General features: G+C 63.5%; 20 protein-coding genes. 10 read left to right on the top strand and 10 right to left on the bottom strand.

Annotated features, from left to right (window positions below):
• The first annotated feature begins 12 nt into the window (after window positions 1-12).
• From rpsP to J8C05_RS09190, 7 genes are all read left to right on the top strand, one after another.
• Complete coding sequence (rpsP, locus tag J8C05_RS09220) at window positions 13-282, top strand: 30S ribosomal protein S16 (RefSeq protein WP_058866915.1); 270 nt, start codon at window positions 13-15, stop codon at window positions 280-282.
• A gap of 119 nt (window positions 283-401) precedes the next feature.
• Window positions 402-641 carry a KH domain-containing protein gene (locus J8C05_RS09215; protein WP_407062868.1) on the top strand — a complete coding sequence of 80 codons (240 nt, stop codon included), beginning with the start codon at window positions 402-404 and terminating at the stop codon, window positions 639-641.
• Window positions 638-1,186: a ribosome maturation factor RimM gene (rimM, locus tag J8C05_RS09210; RefSeq protein ID WP_211421915.1), complete on the top strand. Its 549-nt coding sequence runs from the start codon at window positions 638-640 to the stop codon at window positions 1,184-1,186. Before J8C05_RS09215 ends, rimM begins: the two co-directional genes overlap by 4 nt.
• A 78-nt stretch (window positions 1,187-1,264) precedes the next feature.
• Window positions 1,265-2,038, top strand: coding sequence for a tRNA (guanosine(37)-N1)-methyltransferase TrmD (gene trmD, locus J8C05_RS09205; RefSeq protein ID WP_211421914.1), 774 nt, complete (start codon window positions 1,265-1,267; stop codon window positions 2,036-2,038).
• Window positions 2,039-2,057: 19 nt separating this feature from the next.
• Window positions 2,058-2,513, top strand: coding sequence for a 50S ribosomal protein L19 (rplS, locus tag J8C05_RS09200; protein WP_211421913.1), 456 nt, complete (start codon window positions 2,058-2,060; stop codon window positions 2,511-2,513).
• Window positions 2,514-2,632: 119 nt separating this feature from the next.
• Window positions 2,633-3,049 carry an NADH-quinone oxidoreductase subunit A gene (locus tag J8C05_RS09195; RefSeq protein WP_110249689.1) on the top strand — a complete coding sequence of 139 codons (417 nt, stop codon included), beginning with the start codon at window positions 2,633-2,635 and terminating at the stop codon, window positions 3,047-3,049.
• Between the two features lie 78 nt (window positions 3,050-3,127).
• Complete coding sequence (locus tag J8C05_RS09190; RefSeq protein WP_014100356.1) at window positions 3,128-3,649, top strand: NADH-quinone oxidoreductase subunit B; 522 nt, start codon at window positions 3,128-3,130, stop codon at window positions 3,647-3,649.
• A gap of 59 nt (window positions 3,650-3,708) precedes the next feature.
• Here J8C05_RS09190 and J8C05_RS09185 read toward each other — a convergent pair whose 3' ends face one another.
• Window positions 3,709-4,329 (bottom strand): cupin domain-containing protein, encoded by a 621-nt coding sequence (locus J8C05_RS09185; RefSeq protein ID WP_211421912.1) that lies wholly within the window; start codon window positions 4,327-4,329, stop codon window positions 3,709-3,711.
• The gene (locus tag J8C05_RS09180) at window positions 4,326-4,928 is read right to left on the bottom strand and encodes a sigma-70 family RNA polymerase sigma factor (protein ID WP_211421911.1); all 603 of its coding nucleotides are present in this window, start codon (window positions 4,926-4,928) and stop codon (window positions 4,326-4,328) included. Before J8C05_RS09180 ends, J8C05_RS09185 begins: the two co-directional genes overlap by 4 nt.
• Window positions 4,929-5,249: 321 nt before the next feature.
• On the opposite strand from J8C05_RS09180, the gene J8C05_RS09175 reads away from it, so the two are divergent.
• Window positions 5,250-9,530 carry a translocation/assembly module TamB domain-containing protein gene (locus tag J8C05_RS09175; RefSeq protein ID WP_211421910.1) on the top strand — a complete coding sequence of 1,427 codons (4,281 nt, stop codon included), beginning with the start codon at window positions 5,250-5,252 and terminating at the stop codon, window positions 9,528-9,530.
• Between the two features lie 16 nt (window positions 9,531-9,546).
• Here J8C05_RS09175 and uvrC read toward each other — a convergent pair whose 3' ends face one another.
• The 5 genes from uvrC to J8C05_RS09150 form a co-directional block, all read right to left on the bottom strand.
• Complete coding sequence (gene uvrC / locus J8C05_RS09170) at window positions 9,547-11,373, bottom strand: excinuclease ABC subunit UvrC (protein ID WP_211421909.1); 1,827 nt, start codon at window positions 11,371-11,373, stop codon at window positions 9,547-9,549.
• Window positions 11,374-11,415: 42 nt separating this feature from the next.
• Entirely contained in the window at window positions 11,416-11,883 is a 468-nt protein-coding gene (locus J8C05_RS09165; protein WP_211421908.1) for a hypothetical protein, read from the bottom strand.
• A 68-nt stretch (window positions 11,884-11,951) separates the two neighbouring features.
• Window positions 11,952-12,503: a hypothetical protein gene (locus J8C05_RS09160; protein ID WP_211421907.1), complete on the bottom strand. Its 552-nt coding sequence runs from the start codon at window positions 12,501-12,503 to the stop codon at window positions 11,952-11,954.
• An 82-nt stretch (window positions 12,504-12,585) separates the two neighbouring features.
• Window positions 12,586-13,923 (bottom strand): tetratricopeptide repeat protein, encoded by a 1,338-nt coding sequence (locus tag J8C05_RS09155; RefSeq protein ID WP_211421906.1) that lies wholly within the window; start codon window positions 13,921-13,923, stop codon window positions 12,586-12,588.
• Complete coding sequence (locus J8C05_RS09150) at window positions 13,916-14,809, bottom strand: class I SAM-dependent methyltransferase (RefSeq protein ID WP_211421905.1); 894 nt, start codon at window positions 14,807-14,809, stop codon at window positions 13,916-13,918. Before J8C05_RS09150 ends, J8C05_RS09155 begins: the two co-directional genes overlap by 8 nt.
• Window positions 14,810-15,056: 247 nt before the next feature.
• Here J8C05_RS09150 and J8C05_RS09145 point away from each other — a divergent pair, with 247 nt between their 5' ends.
• Window positions 15,057-15,596 (top strand): CarD family transcriptional regulator, encoded by a 540-nt coding sequence (locus J8C05_RS09145; RefSeq protein ID WP_063896901.1) that lies wholly within the window; start codon window positions 15,057-15,059, stop codon window positions 15,594-15,596.
• Window positions 15,597-15,662: 66 nt separating this feature from the next.
• Window positions 15,663-17,042, top strand: a complete 1,380-nt coding sequence (locus J8C05_RS09140) for a hemolysin family protein (RefSeq protein WP_211421904.1) — start codon at window positions 15,663-15,665, stop codon at window positions 17,040-17,042.
• Between the two features lie 60 nt (window positions 17,043-17,102).
• Here J8C05_RS09140 and J8C05_RS09135 read toward each other — a convergent pair whose 3' ends face one another.
• The 3 genes from J8C05_RS09135 to iscB all read right to left on the bottom strand — a co-directional run bounded on the left by J8C05_RS09135 (window position 17,103) and on the right by iscB (window position 19,559).
• Window positions 17,103-17,822, bottom strand: a complete 720-nt coding sequence (locus J8C05_RS09135; protein WP_211421903.1) for a tetratricopeptide repeat protein — start codon at window positions 17,820-17,822, stop codon at window positions 17,103-17,105.
• 3 nt (window positions 17,823-17,825) lie between these two features.
• Window positions 17,826-18,143, bottom strand: a complete 318-nt coding sequence (locus J8C05_RS09130) for a hypothetical protein (RefSeq protein WP_058866928.1) — start codon at window positions 18,141-18,143, stop codon at window positions 17,826-17,828.
• An 84-nt stretch (window positions 18,144-18,227) separates the two neighbouring features.
• Entirely contained in the window at window positions 18,228-19,559 is a 1,332-nt protein-coding gene (gene iscB, locus J8C05_RS09125; protein WP_211421902.1) for an RNA-guided endonuclease IscB, read from the bottom strand.
• Window positions 19,560-19,790: the final 231 nt, after the last annotated feature.

Here is a 19,790-nt window from a genome sequence, read left to right as displayed (position 1 = left end):
AGGAAATCAGCGGTGCTTTCCATACGTTTGACGCGCCGTGGGACACATCGGCGGCCCTTTTATCGCATCGTCGTGGCGGAAAAACGCTCGAAGCGGGATGGCGGCTTCATCGAAGTGCTCGGCTATCGCGATCCACTGACCAACCCTGAAAAGCTGGTCGTCAAGCTTGACCGCGTGGACTACTGGCTCAAGTGCGGCGCACAGCCTTCGGATACTGTCCGGGCCCTGATTGCGCGGGCGCGGCGGGAAGCTGAAACGGCCACGCCGGAGGCTTCAGCCTGAAGCTGCCAGCCTGCGCTGGCGGCGCTACCGGGCCTGCGCCGGCGGCGCTACCGGATACGGACCCCCAAGTACGGGCCGGCGGCAACATCGGATGGTGGACTGCCTGGTGAGGAACGCTCGTGGCCGACGTGGTTTGTTTGGTAGAGCATCTGGCACGCGCCCTCGTGGATGCCCCCGAAGCGGTGTCGGCCTCGGCTGAAATGCACGGCCACACATTGGTGGTCAAGCTGACCGTGGCGCCGCCGGACGTTGGAAAAGTCATCGGCCGCCAAGGGCGTACCATCACGGCCATCCGTACCTTGCTGACTGCGGTCGAGAGTGCATCCGCCCGCCGGGTGGTGTTGGAGTTCGTCGAATGAGTGGGCTGGCTGACCCGCACCAGAGCGAAGAACTCATCACGATTGCGGCCATCCGCCGTCCCCGTGGACTGCGGGGGGAAGTCGTGGCTACGTCGCTGAGTGACTACCCCGAACGGTTTGCGCCCGGCATCCCGGTGTGGCTGCGCCCCCCACGTGGCACGGCGCGGGCCGCCGTGATTGAACGGGCCTGGTTTCACAAAGGGAACGTCATTCTGAAGTTTGTCGGTCTGGACCACATCAACGCCGTCGAGCCGCTGGCCGGGCACCAGGTCTGTGTACCGCTCTCGGCGCGGGTCGTCCCGCCGCCCGATGAGTTCTTTCAGGATGATCTCATCGGCTGCCGGGTGGAACTGGAAAACGGGGAAGTCGTCGGGACGGTGGTGGACGTGGTGCCCTACGGCGGGGGAGCCCTGGTGGTGGAACGGATACACCCCGACGGACGCCGCCAGGAATGTCTCGTGCCGTTTGTGCGTGCCATCTGCACCAGCGTGGATGTGGTTGCCAAGTGGATTCGGATTTCACCCCCGGAAGGGCTGCTGGATTGAGGGGCAGCCGGGTAGCTGAGAACGCCGGCGGCTGATGGGGACCAGACCCACACGGCCGGAGGGAGTGCGAGCGACATCATGCGGTTCGATGTTCTGACGATATTTCCGGCGTTTTTTGAAGGTTTCCTGTCCTATGGCATCGTCCGGCGCGCCTGCCAGCGCCGCCAGGTCGAGATCGGCATCCACAACCTGCGCGACTGGACCTATGATCGCCACCAGGTCGTGGATGATCGTCCCTATGGCGGCGAAGATGGCATGGTGCTCAAGCCGGAGCCGATTTTTCGGGCAGTCGAAGCCCTGACCCACCGCCAGTCCAACCCATCGGTCGTCCTGCTGACACCCCAGGGACGCTGCTTTGACCAGACCGTGGCGCAGCGCCTCAGCCGGCAATCCCAGGTTGTTCTGATTTGTGGGCGCTACGAAGGGGTGGATGAACGGGTCGCGGAGCACGTGGCCACCGAAGAGATTTCCATTGGCGACTACGTTTTGAGCGGAGGCGAGCCGGCCGCAATGGTTGTGATGGATGCCGTTATCCGCCTGCTGCCGGACGTTTTGGGCAACCCGACCTCAGCCCAGAAGGAATCCTTCCAGACCGGACGTCTCGATTATCCGGTCTATACGCGCCCGCCCGTCTATCGCGGACACGCCGTGCCGGCCGAACTGCTGACCGGCAACCATGCCGAAATCGAACTCTGGCGGCGGCGGGCCGCCCTGCGCAAAACGCTGCGCCATCGCCCGGATTTACTGACCGACCAAACGCGGCTGGATGAGATTGACCGCCGCTTGCTGACAGAGCTGTTGCACCCGTCGCCGCCAGCCGGTCAGCCCATGACATGCCATTCATCATCATAGTGCGAGAGGAACGAGAGCCATGATCAAGCCGGAACTACAGGCCATCGAGCAGTCTTATTTGCGGGAGCATCCCGATTTCATTCCCGGCGATACTGTGCGCGTCCACGTCAAGATCAAGGAAGGTGAGAAAGAGCGGATTCAGGTGTTTGAAGGCGTTGTCATTGCCCGCAAGCACGGGGGAGTCCGGGAGACCTTCACCGTGCGCAAGATCAGCTTTGGCATCGGGGTGGAGCGTATCTTTCCGCTTCACTCGCCGAGCATTGACAAGATTGAGGTTGTGCGGCGGGGACGTGTGCGGCGGGCCAAGCTGTACTACCTGCGCAAGCTGCGTGGCAAGGCGGCGCGCATCCGCGAACTGGACACCCGGCAGCTCAACAAGGAAGCCGTAGCGGCAGCCGCGCCGGCGGCGGCCACAAATGCGCCGGCTGCTGAGCCTGCGTCCGGCGAGTCCACTCCGACGCCAGCGGCCGAGTAACGCCCACGCTTCACGGCTGCGGAACCGGTCAAAGGCCCGGAACAATCACCGGGTGACAACCTTCCAGCGTACGTTGGGTTACGGAAAGTCGCCCGCGTATCGCCCATGGTCTGCCCGCTATGGTTTCCACGGTATTTTTTCTCCTGCAACAAGCTGCCACGGAAATGCCGGTACGCGGCCCCATCATGGGCTACATACCGATTGCGATTCTCTTTGCCATTGCGCTGGCGATTCCGGTCGGGGCCCTGACCGTCGGGCGGTTTGTCCGCCGGACGGTCATGACGCCTGAAAAGATGATGTCTTACGAGTGTGGCGTTGACCCGGTCAGCGACGCGCGGGAACGCATCTCGGTGCGGTACTACGTCATCGCCATGCTGTTTCTCATCTTTGACGTGGAGACCATTTTCCTGTTTCCGTGGGCGGTGATTTTCGATCAGCTTGCCCTGTTCGGACTCATCGAAGCGTTCATTTTTATCGGCATCCTGGTGGTTGGCTACTACTATGCCTGGCGCAAAGGGGCGCTGGACTGGGCGTAAAGGTGGCCCGGTTGCCCTGCGCGCTGGAAATTGCTCCGGCACAGGCTGCTCTGACCTTTGTGAAAGGTGGTGAAGACCATGGTGCGTGAAGAAGCTCCGGGTTTGGTGTTGTCGTCGGTGGATTACATTTTCAACTGGGCGCGCAAGTCGGCACTCTGGCCGATGACTTTTGGTTTGGCCTGCTGTGCCATTGAAATGATGGCTACCGGGGCTTCCCGCTTTGACCTGGACCGTTTTGGCGCCGGGGTCTTCCGTCCCAGTCCGCGGCAGGCTGACCTCATCATTGTGGCCGGCACGGTTACGCTCAAAATGGCCCCGGTGGTGCGCCGCGTCTATGAGCAGATGCCCGACCCGAAGTGGGTGATTTCGATGGGGTCGTGCTCCAATGTCGGCGGGCCGTTCAACACCTACTCAACCCTGCAGGGTGTGGACCGGATCATTCCGGTGGATGTCTATGTACCGGGTTGTCCGCCGCGCCCGGAAGCCCTGCTCTACGGGCTGATGCGCCTGCAGGACAAGATCATGCGGGAGCACCCGACGCGCTTCCTGTTTGGGCGCGGGAACGAAATCATCGAGCCGGAAAAATCCGCCGCCGCTTAGGGTCACGCCTGCCAGATATTCCCCTGAAGCGCATCCGACCGATGCCGGTCGGATGCGCTTTATTCTGCGCCTTTGCCTGGATATTCAGCTTGGCATTCGCTCAGGGAACGGCGAACCAGAATCGTGCAGCCGGTGGTCGTGAAGTTGCGGGTATGGGTCGTGCCGGCTTCCGACCGAATGTAATCTCCGGGTCCAAGGCGTTCTTCACCCACGGTCAAATCGCCTTCCAGAACGAAGACTTCCTCAGCGATTTGGTGGCGATGTGGTGGAAGTGACGCGCCCGGCTCGGCGCGAACCAAGGCCACAATGAGGTCTTCGGCCGGGTTGTGATAAAGCAGCCGGGTCATCCACCCCGGCTGCCAGGGGATCCACGCGCCATCGCGCGCCCGCGAAAGCGTCGAATAGGGAATGGCTTCGGGTGGAGAGGGTGGTACGGTGGAAGGCTGACCAATGGCGGACATCAGCCGCTCACGGAGCGCCACCGGCGGCTCGGCGGCACAGCTTTCAAGAATCTGCGTGGCCAGTTGGCGCATCGTTTCCAACCCTTCGGTGCGCAGCCAATGGTCGTCCACCAAGTGGTTTTCAATCGCCCGACGTTCATCTGCGTCGAGTGTTTCGAGGAGATAACCCAGAAGCGTTTCCCACGGTTGCTCTTCCTCGGACCAGCTATTGTTTGTCATAACCAACCTTTCTTCATCGCCGGACCCAACCAGCGCCGCAGATGTTGAAGCGCCAGGCGCAGGCGCCCTTTGACCGTTCCCAGTGGAATTGCCAGGCGGTCGGCAATTTCCTGATTGGTCAGGCCCAGGAAAAATGTCAGCTCAATGACTTGTCGTTGGTCAGGCGAGAGGTTCTGGAGTGCCTTGTGCACCAGGTCTCCCCGCTGTATTGCAAGGAGGGATTGTTCCACGTCCTGCACCTTCTCTGGGGATTCCAGGGAGGCAGGATAATTCTCGTTGGTGACGGACTCCATCGGAAGCTGCCGGCCCGGCCGCTGCATTCGTAGGGCGTCAATGGCCCGGCTGCGGGCCATCATCAGGAGCCAGGTCATGGGGCGTCCACGCTGGATGTCATAATCTTTGGCGCGGCGCCAGACTTCCAGATAGACGGCCATGGTCACTTCCTCGGCATCACTGTCGTTGTGTAAAACCTGTCTGGCCACGCCAAAGACCTGTCGGGATGTAAGGTCATAAAACTCTCCCAGGGCAGCCTGGTCTCCCGCGGCGATCCGACGAATCAACTCAAGCAGATGACGATGTGGGGAATCCGGCGGTAACACAGGATGTTCTCCTCGATATACGGCATAACCAGAGAAAAGGGTCAGACAAAGATCGTGAACTGAATACAGATAAAGTGCCCACGACTATATCCGCTGCTCCGCCGCACGTCATCCGTAAGATTGGCGCATAAGATTCGCGCGTAAAGTAGCTGACCGGAAATACCGGGGATACGTCCGGCAGGGGCAACAGGACCGTCCCTGGCGTTATCTTACCGTCCCTGGCGTTATCTTTCGGAAACCGGGCGGATGAACCGGCGTGCTAAGCTGCCTGCGGCGGGTTCGTGCGGGTCCCCCAAAATTCCCCTGTGTGAGCACTGCAACATGGCTGTGACACGTGGACAACGCTGGCGGATGGCCTTCCTGGCGCTGGCGCTCGTCGTCACGGGACTGCTCAGCGCCGGTGTCGTCTGGGTGGTTCAGGGCGGGCTGGACGACTTCGTACGGCGCAAACTCATTGCCGAACTCGAACGCCAGACGGACGTGCGGGCAGAGATCGACGATCTGCGGGTGCATCTGTTTTCGACCTCGGCGGAAGCCGGACGGATTGCCTGCTTCCTGCCGGGCGACGCCCAGCCATTTTTCACTGCTGACCGCCTGACGGCGGAAATCAACGTCGAAAGCCTCTGGCGGCAGGCGTTTTCCCTGCGTCACCTGACCCTTGACCGCCCGGCGCTCAACCTGACCTTCGATGACCGGGGCATCAACCTGGCGCGCATCCGCCTGCCGGAACGCCGCCGGACGCTGCCGGCCGAAGCCGATGAGCCGCTGGTGGATGAGGTGCTTGAGGGGAGCCGCATCGTCATCCGGGACGGTACGGTGCAGGTTGCCGCTGCGACCTATGGCGTGGATGGGCAGATTGACCACTTTGCGCTGTTTGGGCGCACACTCGACAAACGCACCCTGCGCGTGGAAACCGGCTTCGATGCAGCAACGGTCACAGTGACAGCCGGCGACGGCCGCCGGCGGACGCTCAACGAAGCGCGGCTGCGCCTGACGGGAACGGTCACAAAAGAGGCCGCCGAGATTGACACACTGTTGCTCACAACGCCGCTCGGCGAAGTGACGGCAGCCGGCCGCGTGCGCTGGCCCGATAACGTACCGCGCTACGAAGGCAATGCCTATGTGACGCTCGATCTTGCCGCCACCAGCCAGACATTGCTCGCTGGACTGCCTCTGACGGGACGGGTGCAGATGCCCGTCCGCGTGGCCGGCGACGCTGAACAAATTGCCCTGGAAGGCAACCTCGAACCGCTGACCGGACGCCTGGCCGGGGTGACGGTCTCCGGGCTGACAGCCCAGTACGTGCTCGACACACCCTTCGGACGTTTTCCAAACCGCGCCGAAGGCGATGTCAAAGCCGGGCGGGTCACTTTCGCCGGCTATGCGCTGGATAGCCTGTCTGCGCACGTCGCCGTCTCTCCAACGGCCGTGGACATCACCGGGGCCACGGCACGGGTCATGGGCGGCCGGTTGCAGGGACAGATGCGCCTGGCCTATCCGGCCGAAACCCGCGAGCGGTCACAGGCCAGGTTCAACCTCACGGGCTTCGATGTCGGGCAGGTGGCCCGCTTGACCCCCCTGCCGGCGCGCGTCCTGACCGGACGCGGCAACGTGCAACTGGAAGCCGCCTGGCCCGGCTTGGAGGCACTGCGGGCCAGCGGGCGCGTCCAGGCCACACTGACTGGCGAGGCCGTGCCGCCCGAAGGCAGCCCGGAAACGGCCCCGCTGCCGCTGACCGCCGAAGTCCGCGCCGGCCTGACGCCGGGCGTCGTCGAGGTGGAATCCCTGGTGGCCCGTGTCGGGGAAGGCGTCCTGACGGTCTCCGGCCGTTATGGCTGGCGGGCGCGGGAGGTGAATGCCACGCTCGACTACCACACCCCGGAACTGGCCCAGGCACAAACGCTGGCCAAGTGGCTTGGCTTCAACATTCCTGCACTGACGACCCAAACCGAAGACGCCCGGCTGGAGCTGCGCGGGGCCGGGGATGTCACCGGAACCATCGCCGGTTCCCTGAAAGCCCCGACGTTGACCGGAACAGCGAGCGTGGGCGGAATTTACGTCAACGACCAACGCATCGGCCGGGCGGCTGTAAAGTTCGAGGCGTCGCCGACGACCGTGACCCTGACCGAGGCTTCGCTCGTCCAGCCGGACGGCGGCTGTATCGTCGCCGGTTTCAATGGCAGTTGGACGGAAAGCCAGCCAACTCAGGTCAACCTTAAGGCATACGAACTCAAACTGGCTTCCCTCGGCGCTATCCTGCAAACCATTCCGGCGACGAACGCCCTTGGTGACCGCCTGACCGACCTGGGCGGACGCGCCGACGGTGAATTCAACCTGACCGGACTGCCCAACCTGGCAGCGCTCACGGGCGGTCTTGGGTCACGTGACTGGCTCAAAGCGGCCGAGCAGATACGGGGCGACGGAACACTGGCGCTGACGACGACCAAAACGCCGCTGGGTGAACTGCGCCGTGGAGAAGCACGGGTTTCCTTTCGGGATGACGAGTGGGTGCTGGAGGGCCTCGTGGCCCGCTTCCCGGCCGGTGTCATCAGCGGTCAGGGACGTTACCAGCCGTCGGCCGGCGCTTACGACGTGGCGCTGCAATCCAACGGCCTTGATGCCGCCGCCGTGGCACAGACCTTCGGGCGAACCGATCTGCCGCTGGCGGGTGTCATCCGGTTCGATGTCAGCTCGCGTTCCACCGTGAGCCAGGTGCTGTCGAATCATCTGGATTTCGCCTTCAAGGCGACGAGTGAGACGCTGACCATTGGCAATGATACGTTCCGGGATGTCCGGCTCAGCGCAGCCAGTGATCCTGATGGGGAAAAAGCCCGGCTGACGTTGACGGCGCAGTACCGCGATTTTGCCTATCGTGCGGACGCGACCGTGACGTACCTCGACCCGGACGGCGAACTGGCCCTGCTGGTCGAAAGCCAATTTGATTTCAACCAGACGCCGCTGGCTCCGGTGCTGTCCATTTTCGATGTCGGGCCGCAGAATCTGAACGGCGAGATCACCGGCCGCCTGCGCCTTGCGGGACCGCTCTATGCCGTGGACCCGGTCACCGACGAAGGCGGTTTCACCACCGGCAAGCTGGCCCTGACCGGAGATTTTTCGGCGCTGCGGCTCGTCGTGCCGCTGGGCGAACTTGGCGCGGTGCAGGATAACTACGTCATTGTCAACGACGGCCCTCTTCAGTTTTCCGTCAGCGACCGGGCGCTGGAGTTTCGGAACTTTCGTCTCCGGGATGAGCGCGGCGAAACGACTTCACTGGCGCTGGCCGGGAAACTGGGGCTGACCGGCGGCCGCGATACCGTCACGGCCGAAGGAAAAGTTGACCTGAAGCTACTGCGCGGCTTCTCGAAACGCATCACCTCGCGGGGCGAGCTGACCATTAAGGCCACCCTGGGTGGCAGCCTCCTCAATCCGCGCCTGACCGGCTACACCGACATTGATGACTTTGGGCTGCGGATTACCGATGTGCCGCTGGCACTCGAAAACGGCGGCGGACGCATTCTGTTCAATGCCAACCGGGCGCAGATCGAGACGCTGACGGCCGACGCCGGCGGCGGAAAGGTCGAAGTGACCGGCGGGGCCATCTTCGAGCGCCTCAGCGATGTCCGGTGGCGGTTCGGACTGCGCGCCGAGAACGTGCGCGTGAAGTATCCGCGTGACATCCGTTCGCTGGCCGATGGCGATCTGGTGCTGCAGGGCAACCGGTCGCTTCAGGTGCTGAGCGGCGTGGTGCGCATCAAACGCGCCGAGTACACGACGAATACCGATCTGGCCACGCTCGTACGGACGCAGTTCATCGGCCTGGGCGGCGTGGGCAGCTCCCTTCAGACCCGCGCCCGGCGCGCGACGTTCACGACGCTCGATGTCCGGGTGGAAGCGCCGGACACACTGTTCATTCGGAACAACATTGCCGATGTGGTGGGCGCGGCGTCGTTGCGGCTGAGCGGTTCGATAGATGACCCGGATGTTTCCGGCCGCGTCCTGATCACGCGCGGGCAGCTTGAATTTCGCAACGACCGCTTCGAGGTGACGCGCGGCGTGGTCGTGATTCCCGAAGGGCCGGCCGGCACGACGTTCTATGACATCCAGGCCGAGGCGACGATTCAGGGCTACCGGATCATTGTCGGTCTGACGGGAACGGCCGACAACTTCAATCCGATTCTGCGCTCGGAGCCAAACCTGCCGCAGTCGAGCATTCTGTCCCTGCTGGCCACCGGAACCCTGCCGCCGCCGGAAATTGCCAACACGACCACGGCGGCCCAGCAGGCCAACGTGAGCGCCGCCACGACCCTGCTTTCCGAACTCCTGACGGAACGCATCGAGGAGCAGACCGGACGGCTGTTTGGCATCAACCGGTTTCAGATTGACCCGTTGCTGGTGGGGCGCGGCGGCGACCCCACGGCGCGGCTGACCGTCGGACGCCGCATTACGAAGGACCTGAGCGTGACCTTTTCGACGAACCTGGCCACGGCCGAAGAGCAGATCATCCTCATCGAGTACCGTCTGCGCAACAACGTGTCCATCATCGGCATCCGCGACCAGCGCGGCAACTTCGGCTTCGACGTGCGCGTGACCAAGCGGTTCTGACCTGCTTTGGAGGGTATCAGGCGTCGGCGGCCGGGGTCTCCGGGTGAAAGTGCTGCCAGATGGCGCGGGCGCGCTGCACACCAACGAACGGGGTCAGTTCGGCGATGCTGGCGCGCCGGATGTTTTCCAGACTGCCAAGGTTGCGCAGCAGGCGGTTCTTGAGCTTCGGCCCGATGCCGGGAATGGCCAGCAGTTCGGAATCGAAATCCCGCAGTGTGCGGCGCTGGCGGTGGAAGGTGACGGCGAAGCGGTGGGCTTCATCCCGGATGGCCTGGATGAGATGCAGCAGGGGGGAATGGCGCTCCAGCCGGAGCGGGTCGGATTCCCGACCTTTGACGAAGATGAGTTCCTCGCGTTTGGCAATCGAGGCCAGCGGCAGGGCCTCCAGGTCGAGTTCCCGCAGCGCCTGCGCTGCCGCGCTGAGCTGTCCCTTGCCGCCATCCACAATGACCAGATCGGGCAGGTGTTTTTCTTCCCGCAGCAGCCGGGCGTAGCGCCGTCCGACGACCTCGCGCATGGCGGCAAAATCGTCGCCGCCGGTGGCCGTTTTGATCCGAAACTTCCGGTACTCATCCTTGGCCGGCTGCCCGTTTTCAAACACGACCAGGGAGGCGACGGCCTCCGCGCCCTGGATGTGGGAAATGTCGAAACACTCGATGCGCGCCGGGAAGTGGGGCAGCGCCAGCAGGTCGGTCAGTTCGTCGAGGACATCGGCCATGTCGGGTTTGAGCGTCCGAAAACGCTGGTCGAAAGCCACGCGCGCATTGCGCTCGACGAGTTCGATGAGTTCGCGCTTCTGCCCGCGCTGGGGCGTCAGGATGCGCACTTTGGCGCTGCGCCGCGCCGACAGGAAGGCTTCCAGTACGTCCCGGTCAGCAAAGTCGTGCGGGGCATGGACTTCGTGGGGCACGTAGTTGCCCAGGGCGTAGTATTGGGTCAGCGCCTCGCCCAGAAAGGCGGCCGGGTCGAAGTCGTCGCCGGGCGGGAGGTCTTCCCAGAAAAACTCGCGCCGTCCGATGATGCGGCCCTCGCGCATGGTGAAAAGCTGGAGAGCCAGCCGCGCGCCGTCGCGGTGGTAGCCGAAAATGTCCACGTCGGCAGCGTCCTTGAGCATCATTTTCTGGGTTTCACCGAGCCGCTCGATGAGGCGAAGCTGATCGCGGTAGCGGGCGGCCTGCTCGAAGCGCAGTTCTTCGGCCGCCCGTTCCATCCGGGCCTGCAACTCAGCGACGAGTTGCTTGTTTTTGCCCTCGAAAAACAGCTTCACGTCCCGGACGGCTTCCGCATATTCCGCCGGGCCGCACAACTCCCGGACGCAGGGGCCGAGGCAGCGTTTGATGTGGTATTCGAGGCAGGGGCGGTCGCGCTTGCCGTCAATCTCGATGTCGCAGGTGCGGAGCTGAAACATCTGGTTGACGAGCCGGAGCGTCTGGTGCGCCAGTGAAGCCGGCAGGTAGGGCCCGTGGTACAGCGCGCCGTCGTTGAGTACGCGCCGCGTCTTGATGACCCGTGGGAACGGTTCGTTGAGCGTCAGCTTGAGGTGCGGATACTGCTTGTCATCCTTGAGCAGGACGTTGTAGCGCGGCTTGTACTGCTTGATGAGGTTGCTTTCGAGCACCAGCGCCTCGACTTCCGTATCGGTGACGATGAACTCGACATCGGCAATGTGCGCCACAAGGGCCTGGGTTTTGGGATCGTGGTGGCGGCTGGATTGAAAGTAGCTGCGCACGCGGTGGCGCAGGTTTTTGGCCTTGCCGACGTAAATGACCGTCCCGTGGGCGTCCTTGTGCAGGTAGCAGCCCGGACCGGTGGGCAGACTGGACAGTTTTTCAGCCAGAGACATTGGATAGGTAAAACGACGTGGATAAACGTGCCGGGGAGGGGGCTATTTCGCCAAGGCGTCGCTGGCTCCGTCAAGCAGCAGGCGCGCCATCTGCAGGGCAGCCCGGTGTGCGGGTCGTTCATCATCGCCGGGGGAAAGGCGTTCCAGGCGGGTGAGGTGGGATTCCATATCGTGGCGGACACGCGCCAGCGCCTTCCGCAGCCGGGGGTCTTTTTCGCCTTTGGTTTCGGCAACGGCATCGAGCTTGTCGGCGAGTTCTTCGAGAATGCGCGTGTAAGCCGCAAGGAGTTGCTGGGGTGAACCGTTGGGCGGCTCGCCCCACTGCTCACGCTTGGTAAGCGGGTCAGGACGGCCTTCAAGGGCGGTGAGGCGACGTCCGGCCAGCTTGAGGAACACCTCGGTGCGCTGGTCAATTTCCTGGGCTTCGCGGACGCGCTCGATTTCCTGTTCGTTGAGTACGTCGCCCCGCTGCTGCGCCAGCCCCGGACTGAGCAGCAACAGACTGAACAAAAACACCAGCCTTCGCCGCCAGCCGCCGCAAAGTCCGAACCATCGTGCCGTCATGGTACGTCGTGAGCTTATTCGGTCGGTGGGTCGCCGGCTCTGAGAAATTCACCGCCGAAGTAGGCATTGAGGGATTCCCGGCGAATACTCCGGGCGCGGTTGAGCGCCTGCCGGGCGCAGCCTTCGTGACATTCGGGCATGCCGTTGACCATCCACTCCAGCACCGGCAGTTGCTGGCGGAGCGTCGTTTCCAGCTTGCGCAGCATGTGCTGGCGTACCTTTTCCTTGGCCGTTTGCCGGGTGTAACCGTGGGTGTAATCAAGCAACCCGGTGTAAACCCGCAGCGCCTGGGCCGCCGTTTCGTAGCGTTCCTGCTTGACGGCTTCAACGGCCGTGGCCAGTCGGCTGGTGCCGATTTTCAGGCAGGCATCGAGGTGGTCCTTGGGATTGGTCTCTTTCTGAAGCGTCTGCCGCTCGGTTTCGGACAGTCCCGCCGGCAACGCGGACGCTGACCCGGCCAGGTCATCCGCCCAGACACCAACACCAAACACGGCAATCCAGAGCCAGAGGCCAAGGATTCGACGTGCCTGACGACAATCGCGCTGCAATAGGGTCGAATGCCGCATCGTCCTGCCCTCCTGTGCGCCGGGGTAGCCCGGCTGGTAAAGACGGCCCGACTGGGGATGCCATTGAAGCCATGGCCCAGTTTCAGGGCTTTCGGGGTTTCGACTGTTCGGCCTGCCGTCTCAGACTGGGCAACCGAAGGTGAACTTTTTCGATTTCGAGCTGGTGGTGAACGCCATCGGCGCGGGCAAGAAAGGCTTCGTAAGCCGCCAGCGCCTGTCTGTAGTCGCCCATTTTGTCATAACAGACGCCGAGAAAAAAGTAGGTTGCCGCCACTTCCGGCTGTTGTTGCGAAAGAAGGGCGAAGTGCCGGGCGGCTTCGGCAAAGCGGTCGAGTTTGAACAGGGCCGTGGCCAGTCCGGCACGCGGCGCAATGGCCTCGGGGTTTTGGGCTACAAGGGGGGCGTAGGCGGCAGCGGCTTCGGCAAAGCGCCCGGCCCGGAGCAGGGCGGCAGCGGATGCAACCGCCGCTTCCCTGCCCAGCGACGAGGCCAGCGTGGCCAGTTGTGCATCCTGGGGAAACTGCTTCCGGGCGGCTGCGAGAAAGGCGCGGGCGGCTTCCGGCCGGTCGAGCCGGTAGAGGGCGCTGACGATGTTGGCGGCCAGTTCGGCATGTGGCGTGGAGGCATAAGCCACTTGCCAGTCAGCTACGGCCGCTTCCATCTGTCCCTGGACGGCGTAGGCGTCGCCGCGTCCACGGCGCGCTTCGGGGTGGTTGGACTGCCCGGCGAGTGCGTGGGAAAAGGCTTTGATGGCGGCCTCGGTCTGTCCGGCGAGCAGAAGCGCCTGTCCGCGCAGGACATCCACTTCGGGCAGGACTGCGGACGTGCCGAGCGGTGCCAGGACTTCCAGAGCCGCTTCCGGTTTCTGGCGGCCAAGCGCCAGGCGCGCCAGGTGGAGCCGTGCCTCCAGATGGTCCGGCGCGAGTTGCAGCACCGTGGCATAGGCCCGTTCCGCCTGCACGGTGTTGTCAGCCGCCAGCGCCGCCGCGCCCAACTGCAACCAGCCGCGCAGGAAATCGGGCTGAAGCGCCACGCAGCGTTCAAAGGCCGTGACGGCCTCGGCGGTGCGCCGGAGCGCCAGGAGGGCCATGCCGCGCTGGAAGTGGATGGGCGCGAGGGTGTCATCCAGCGCCAGAGCCTCGTCGTAGAGCTGGAGCGCCACAGTGAGTTGGCCAGCCTGATGGGCATCCTGGCCGGCCTCGAACCGCGCAATGGCGGCCGCGGTATCCGGGGCCGCCGGGGCGGAAGGTGTCTGGGCCGGAACGGGCAGGGCCACGCTCTGAAGCCATAGGCCGAGCGCCAGAAGGAGCCAGCGCCAGCCTGTCCACCAGCGGGCTGGAGCCACGTGATGGGCCGCCGCCAGGGGGCAGGCGTTGTACCCGGTTCCGGTTGCGTCCGTGTGTCCGGGGCGTCTAAGCATCGTTTTCCGGGTCTTCTTCCAATTCCAGGTCTTTGTCTTCCGGGTCTTCGTCGTCCGCGCCGGGGAATGGCTCGGCGTGGGCGGTCAGCAGCGCCGCTTTGATGCTGACCTCAAAGGGGTAGGTGCCACGGTCGCGGTCAATGATGTCGCACAGTGAATCCCGGACGGTCCTGAGATAGTCCCGTGGTACGATGGACAGCCAGCGGTCGAGCCAGTAGCCGGCAATGAGCGGTGATTCGAGGAAAGCGTGTCCGCTGTCGAAGGAAAAGGTCTCTTTGCTGCTGGTGAGGGCAACGTTGTGCAGCCCGGCGCCAGTCGCCTGCGCCCGGATGTCAGCCGGCGTTGGATGGGTGCGCAGCAGGGTTTCGAGCGGCACAGACAGGTCTTCCGCCAGGTCGCACTCATAGAGGGCTTCCCAGAAAATGGAGAAAAACTCGTCGAAGCTGCCGCGCAGGAGCGCATAGGCGGCAATCTGTCCACCGTCGCCCACGCGCTCCCGCAGGAGCGTCAGCATGGGCGGCAGGGCCTCGGTCGGAAGGAGTGAGGCATCCCCCACGACCAGATCATAGCCTTCGGCAACGGGATCATCCGCCAGTTGGTCACGGTCGAGAATGCGCAGGTTGTCGAGCTTGGCCACCTGGCACTTGTCCCGTATGAGCTGCAACCGGGCCGGGTCGCTGTCGCTGGCCGTGACCGTGCCGGTGTCGCGCAGCCGGTGGGCAAGTTCGATGGCCAGTCCGCCGGTGCCACACTCCACGAGCAGGATGTGTCCGCTTTCCGGCAGGGGAATGGTCTCGGTGAGCAGTTGATGGAAGCATTCGCACCACAGCGGGCTGATGGTGAGATCGTGCAGAAAGGCGCGCGTGCGGTCATCCGGGCTGGGCATCGGTAACATCCTCTGGACAGGGAAAGTGTGGAGCGCCACCGTCTGGGGGCATACTGTCTTCCCGGAACCGGGAGACAGGCATGCTATCGCAATCCGTTTGACCGTCCACCCTCTCCGGCGTAAAATGCGCCGTGGTCACGTCTTCGTTTTTGGGTAGTTTTTCTCGAAATGGTCGGTCTGCCATTGCTATCCAAACTGTGCCAAACACTTGCACGGCCCCTTCTTCATCACTCAGGAGGTCATCACTGTGGGATTTAAAGTAGGCGACAAAGTGATCTATCCCAATCACGGCATCGGCGTCATCGAAGTTATCAAGCGCATGGAATTCGATGGCGTCGAAATGGAATTTTACCAGTTGCGCCTCAGTGGAAATAACACGACGGTCAACGTCCCGGTTGACAAGGTTCAATCCATCGGCATCCGAACGCCCATCAAGACTGTGGATGGTGAGAAGCTGCTGAAACTGCTGGCGACCAACTTCGTTGCGCCGCCGTCGGACTGGAAGGACCGCTTCAAGGAATTTTCAGAAAAGATGCGCAGCGGTGACATTTTCAGTGTGGCTGAAATTCTCAAGCACCTGACCTATCTGGGAAGCCTCAAGCCGCTCTCGTTTCGTGAGAAGCGCCTGCTCGAACGGGCGCGGTATCTGGTCATCAGTGAACTGACCATGGCTTCGGGAAAACCCCAGGAAAAAGTCGAAGAAGCCGTCGAACAGGCGCTGCAAAAAGCCTTCATCAAGTTCGAGAAGAAAAATGGCAAAGCTTCCGCTGCTTCCGCGGCGGTCTAAGCGGCGTCATTCTGCCCCCCACGGCGATGCCTGCCGGGCGTCGCCGTCCTTCCAGGTTGGTTCAGAATGGGTGATCCCGTTCCCCTAGTCGTCTTCAAGGTTGTCGCCGTTGGGTTTCTCGTGGCTGCCAATGCCTTCTTCGTGGCGGCTGAGTTTGCCCTCGTGGCGGCGCGGCGTCCACGGTTGTCGTCGCTTTCGGTAAGTGGGCGCCGGCGGGCCGTGACGGCCCTGCGGCTGATAGACGACCTCGATGGCACGATCTCGGCCACCCAGTTCGGTATCACGCTGGCCAGTCTGGCCCTGGGGTGGATTGGTGAACTGACCTTTGCCCGGATTTTCGAGCACTGGCTGTCGGCATGGATGCCCGCCGGGCTGTGGCTCTATGTTTCCGCCCACGCCATTGCCGTCGCCGTCGCCTTTTCGCTCATCACCGCGCTGCACATTGTTTTTGGTGAGCTGGCGCCCAAGTCGCTGGCACTGGCGCGGGCGGAGCAGGTGGCCCTGGCGGTGGCTGTCCCGTTGGACATCTTCTGCCGCATCTTTCGTCCGTTCATCTGGCTTCTGGACCGGGCGGGGGCCCGCGCCGTGCGCCTTTTCGGTGTGACGCCACTGCCCGGCGGACATCACACGGCAGCCTATACCCAGGAAGAAATCCAGCAGCTTGTCGCCCTGTCACACCAGAGCGGACACCTCAAGGCTGACGAGCAGGAACTCATCCACAACGTCTTTCATTTCAGCGACACCGTGGTACGGGAAATCATGGTGCCGCGCCCGGAGGTCATCAGCCTGCCGCTGACGGCGACGGCAGATGACATTCTTCAGACGCTGTGTGAATCGGGCTACTCACGCCTGCCGGTTCACGATGCCCACCCGGACAACATCGTGGGGTTCATCCACGCCAAAGACATCCTGCGCTGCCTGGCCCGCAAGGAGCCGTTGTCCGTTGGTACGCTGCTGCGCCGGCCCGTCTTCGTGCCGGACACCGCGCACCTGGAGGAAGCCCTCCGCCAGTTGCGTACGGCGCAGTCGCCGCTGGGGGTTGTTGTGGATGAGCACGGTACGGTCGAAGGGATCGTGACGCTGGAAGACATCCTCGAACAGCTTGTCGGCGACATCCGGGACGAGCACGATGTCACTGACGAGGAAACCAGGGTGTGGACGGAACCGGATGGCACGCTCATCTTCGACGGCGCTATCGCCGTGCGTGAAGTCAATCGCAAATTCGGCCTCAACCTTCCCGAATCGGATGACTACGCCACACTGGCCGGTTTTCTCATGACCCAGGCCGGGCGGCTGCTGGCTTCCGGCGATGTCGTTTCCTACCAAGACCACGAATTTCGCGTCGAGCAGGTCGAGCGGCGGCGCGTGGCGCGCGTGCGTGTCACCCGGCGGGCGGAAGCGCCCACACTGCCGCCGCCGGTGCTGATCCGGCAACCATCGGTGTGAGTGCCTGGTGAGTGCCTGGACGGTCTCTGCCGGAACCGTTCAGGTCAGGAAGCTGTGCGGTCAGGGTTGCGAAGGGGTGCGGTCGTAGCGGTCGAGAAAGGCAAGCCGTTCACGGGCGGCTGTGCCCCAAGTCGAGTCAGGATCGCGCCGGATGTAGTCCTGCCAGGCCAGCCGTGCTTCGTCCCACCGACCAAGCATTTCGAGCGCGCGGGCGCGGTTGTACCGGGCTTCGAGCAGATTCGGCTCCAGACGCAGCGCCATATCCAGGGCATCCAAGGCTTCTTCGGCTGCTGCCGGTGAGGTGCGGGCGACTTCGAGCAGAGCCAGCCCCAAGTCGCTGTGCAGGGCGGCATCACGGGGAAACTGCTGAACCGCCATTTGCAGGTGGGCAAAAGCTGCGAGTGGTTTGCCTTCGGCAAGGTAACAGCGGCCCAGCGTACGGTGGCCGTCCGGGGTTGGGCGGCGGATGAGTTCCCGTTCGAGCGCCTGCCGGGTCGCCTTGAGCTGGAGTTGAGGCTGGTCGTTGTCATGGCTGCCCCGGTGGACAGGGGCCATTTTGGCCACCGGCAGGTGGGTGAGGCGTCCGTTGAGCGTCAGGCCGGCGCTGGCTGACACCTGGTGCAGCGTGGCTTCGGCTTGCGCGCCAACGGTCTGGCCCTGCCAGGCGATGAAACAGCCCCCCCCGATGAGGCCAACGGTCAGACTGCCCAGGACAAACCAACGCCGTTGGAGCCACGTCGGCCGCCGGGAAGGCGCTGGAGGCTGGGGTGAGAACGGCATGGCTTATGTCTCCAGATCGGCCAGCAGCTCGCCAATTTCGGCGGCCATGGTGGGATGTCCGTGGCGTTCCGCGGCACGCTGGCCCTGTTCCCAGGCGGCGCGGGCGGCGGCAATGTCGCCAAGACGCTGGTACGCCTGTCCCAGCAGCCGGTAGCCGGCCCCCTGGTCATCGCCGGTTTCCAGGTAAGCCGTCAGGTGTCTGACGACGGCCTGGTAGTCGGCCAGTTTCCAGTACTCATTGGCCAGGCCGTAGTGCGCCATCGGGTTGTTGGGATTCGCCGCCAGCATTTTCTGCAGGGCTTCCAGCCGTGCCGTCGTCATCCTCATGCGCGGGAGACCCCGGCCTTCAGGCCGGGGAGGGATAGCGCGGCGGCGCAAGCCGCCCTGTTCCCGCATCTCCTTTCTTCAGATGGCTATCCTTGTCCACGAATATCCATACCCGTCTGCACGCTGGAGCAGTGTGCAAAATCGGTGATGGATGCCTTGTACCAGCCCGGTTGCGGACTGGATGTTGAAACTGCCGCTGGCTCGAATGGCGACACGACCCAGGTAGTTGCCTGCCTTTTTGCCGGTCGTCACGACCACACGCACCAGGTCCCCGGTCTGAAACCCGAATGCACTCTTGCTGCGGGTCAGGTATCCGCGTGGAAACCCATGCTTCGTCAGGCGCGTGCGTTGATAGCTCCCGCGTCCTGTGCACTGGATTTTCAGCGTCGGAACCCGCCAGTTGGTAACAGCGTGGACTTCGCCCACACAGGCTGCATCCAGCGCATGCGCCTTTGGAAGGTTGAGCCGATGTCGGTTCCACTTCGTCCGCCCGCCCGTTCCAGCCTCGACCGGCAGGGCTGTGGCCGTCAGGCGGCGCCACAGTTCCCATCGCGTGCTGTTGACGGCAGCCGCATCGCGCAACGGCGCTTTTCGCTGGGCCTCGATGCGGGCCAGTCGCTTCGGGTCTTTCGCCAGAACATCCTTAATGTCTTGCGCGCCCTTGCGCCGGTTGCAAGGATGACAGGCCAGCGTCAGATTGCTCACGCGGTCACTTCCGCCCTTTGAGCGCGGATGAATGTGATCGATCTCCAGCGGCACGTTTTCTGCATCGCAGTAGGCGCACTTGCGACCCCACTTCTCCAACAGATACTCCCGCACTTCGCAGCCAGCCAATGTTCCTTGCTGGTACTCGATGCCGGAGATTTCCGGGTTTTGCAGCGCCTGGGTGTCGAACCGCACCAGTTCCTGCGACAGTGACGAAACCGGCGCCCAGCGGCACAGCCGCCGCACCCAGGACGTGATCGTGTCCACGCGGTGTTGCAGGCTGGGCGGCAGCCAACCATTCCGCCGGGTTCGGTTATCGAAGCGGGACTGGCGGTGGCGCAGGTTCGCGCAGCGCCGACGCCGACGAAACGCCGCGCGCTGTCTGAGTGCAGCGCGGATCGCGTGCCCGCGGTGAACGAGCTCAGCCAGGAACAGCACGTGGGCGCTGCGCTGCACTTCGCCCGTGTCGGCACCGACCTCTTGCGACTCTCGAACCAGGGCCACACCCGTTGCCCTGCTGCCGGGATCGAGCTTGAGCCGCACGGGTTGCAGGGCGCAATCTTCCTGCTCACGATCGAGCAGCCGGATGGTGAATGGCACCAGCCGATGCACCCGCGCCCGCCCACGTTCCGACAGCAGCCGCGCCCGCTTCTCCGAGCACGGCATCAGCGGTTTTTTCCTGCGATCCAACACGAAAACTGCCAAGTTCAACTCCTTTCAAACCGCCCTTACGGGCCTTGTGGGCATTTCTGCCCATCTCCCCTCGGGAATGTCTGCAACCGGCTCCTTCCTTGCGGAAGCGATGAGAACCTTCGGCGCTTTACCTTTCACCAGCATGATCCCCACCTTCCAGTGTCCGGGACTGAGGAAGCATCCCGGAGTGGGTCTCAACGACCTGTTGCAAACGTAGCGGATTGGCTACCGCTTTCCCTGGTC

Origin of the sequence: Chloracidobacterium sp. N (assembly GCF_018304765.1) — a bacterium.
GTDB classification, from domain to species: Bacteria; Acidobacteriota; Blastocatellia; order Chloracidobacteriales; family Chloracidobacteriaceae; genus Chloracidobacterium; species Chloracidobacterium aggregatum.
The sequence above is the reverse complement of the archived record's forward strand: the minus strand, read 5'-3'. Positions and strand labels throughout refer to the sequence as shown.